This window comes from Brevibacterium casei CIP 102111 (assembly GCF_900169275.1).
In the GTDB taxonomy this organism is placed as follows: domain Bacteria; phylum Actinomycetota; class Actinomycetes; order Actinomycetales; family Brevibacteriaceae; genus Brevibacterium; species Brevibacterium casei.
This window is the reverse complement of the sequence record NZ_FXZC01000017.1, coordinates 1-2,098: the sequence shown is the minus strand read 5'-3', so window position 1 is coordinate 2,098 and position 2,098 is coordinate 1. Positions and strand designations below refer to the sequence as shown.

General features: G+C 63.0%; 1 protein-coding gene. It reads right to left on the bottom strand.

Translation table 11 applies throughout. The annotated features are described in order from the left end of the window. A partial coding sequence (locus tag BC102111_RS17455) for a S1 family peptidase (protein ID WP_101624980.1) occupies positions 1 to 1,744 on the bottom strand: 1,744 nt, incomplete at its 3' end. Between the last annotated feature and the right edge of the window lie 354 nt (positions 1,745 to 2,098).

Below are 2,098 nucleotides of genomic sequence, written 5' to 3'. Positions count from 1 at the left end.
CGTCAGCGTTCGCGTTCGAGTCGTCGCCCTCAGCGGCAGCATCAGCGTTCGCGTCGTCGCCTTCAGCGGCGGCGTCAGCAGTCGCATCATCCGCGGCCTGGACCGTCACAGTGAACGATGTGACGTCCGATTCCTGGTTGTCGACGACAGTCTGAGCGGTGTATTCGTAGTCGCCCTCGGCCTCAGGTCCTTCGATCGTGAAGTTGCCTTCAGCATCCGTCGGAACGGTCGCGTTACCCTGCGGAGCTCCCTGAGCCTTGACGGCCTTCTGGGTGCCGGCCTTGGGCTTCCAGGTCACCTTGACCTCAGCGTTCGGTGCCGCGGTACCGGTGACCTGCCCGTTGGGCTTGATCGTCTGGTTCTCGGCCTTCGGCGCTTCCGGCTTCTCAGGGTTGCCATCGTCGGAGGCATCCGCGTCGGCACCATCGGCACCCGCGTCAGCGTTGGCACCAGCGCCATCAGCACCCGCGTCGCTGTCCGCGCCATCGGCACCCGCGTCAGCGTTGGCACCAGCGCCATCAGCACCCGCGTCGCTGTCCGCGCCATCGGCACCCGCATCAGCGTTGGCACCAGCGCCGTCGGCACCGGCGTCGCTGTCGGCACCATCGGCACCTGCATCAGCGTTCGCATCGTCGTCACCACCGTTGTCCGGCGGGGTGAGACGGAAGTCGGTGCCGGACTGCTGGAGAGAGTAGTCGAGGTCGGCGACCCAGCCGAACTGGAACGTAGTTCCATTCGACTCAGCAGGTCCGCCACCCGAGATCACGCCGACGGCGGTGTCTCCCTGGAAGACGGCGCCGCCCGAGTCACCGGGCTGCGAGAACGGGTCATCGACGTCCGACCGGACGCCGAATCCGTGGACCCAGTATCCGCCGATGTTCGCGTAGTCGAACGCCTCGTTGTATTCAGTCCAGACTTCGCCTTCGGTGACTCCGGTAGTGCGACCGGACTTCTGCACGGTGCCAGGCTGCTCAGAGCCGACCTGCTTGATATCAGTCGCGAGTTTCGTCGACAGATCGTTGGTCGACGCGCTCGTCCAATCGGTCACGCCGTTCTTGACGCCGTACTTGGTCTCGTCGACATTGATGACAGCGAAGTCGATGTCAGTGGACTTCGGCTGCGGCCAGCCGTTCGGGTCATCACCGACCAGGTAGTCGCCACTGCCGTAGCTCGAGAATCCCCAGGTGCCGATGACACCGAGTCCGGATCGATTGAATCCGTCGCCCCCGGCAGCAGGAGCTGTCGACGGCTGCTCAGTCTGGTCGACCGTGGACGGCCCCGAAATGACACCGGTGTCCTCGTTGTAGTCCTTCGCACAGTGTCCCGCGGTGAGGACGATCGGGTTTCCCGCCCCGTCCCAGCCGGAGAAGCCGGTCGAGCAGGCTCCACCGCCGGAGGGAGACGTCACGAGGTAGCCCGCTCCACCGACGATGTCGTTGGCCGCGTAGGGCTTGAGCTCGCCGACGCCTTCGATAACGTCGACATTGTCGAACCTCTTCTCGAGGTCCTTGATTTCGTCGGTCTTCTTCTCGACGCCGAGGTTGAGCTTCCCATTCTTCACACCGTAGGCGTTGACGTTGCCGGGATCGATCTCTGCCAGAGCCTTCTCGACCTGCTTGTCGCTCTGCACGTCGATCTTCTGCGGGCCGTCCGCCATCGCGGGCGAGGCGAAGAACGCGCTGCCCAGACCAAGCGCCGTAGCAGCTGTCAAAGCGAGCGAGCTCTGCACGAGCTTCTTCTGCATACTTTCCGTCTCTCTTCTCAGGGGAGTTGCTAATGTCACGAAGTGATGACCTTAGTCACAAACAGGTTACGGTCCGCGCCCAGCATCCACCAAGAATCAGGCTTCCTGCCTGTGAACTAAATGAACGAAACAACTCACCCTCTGAGATCGGCGCAAATCCAGGGCACAAGCACCCTTGACAGCGGTCTCGACCACGCGCAAAGGGCGTTTCCTGTGTCACCACAGGAAACGCCCCTCGCGAGATCTCACACAGTCACATGGTGACTGTCAGAGAACTCAGTTCTTCTTCACCCGACGCATCGTCAGCACCACAGCAGCACCACCGACGAGCAGCAGTCCCGCACCAGCAGCGAG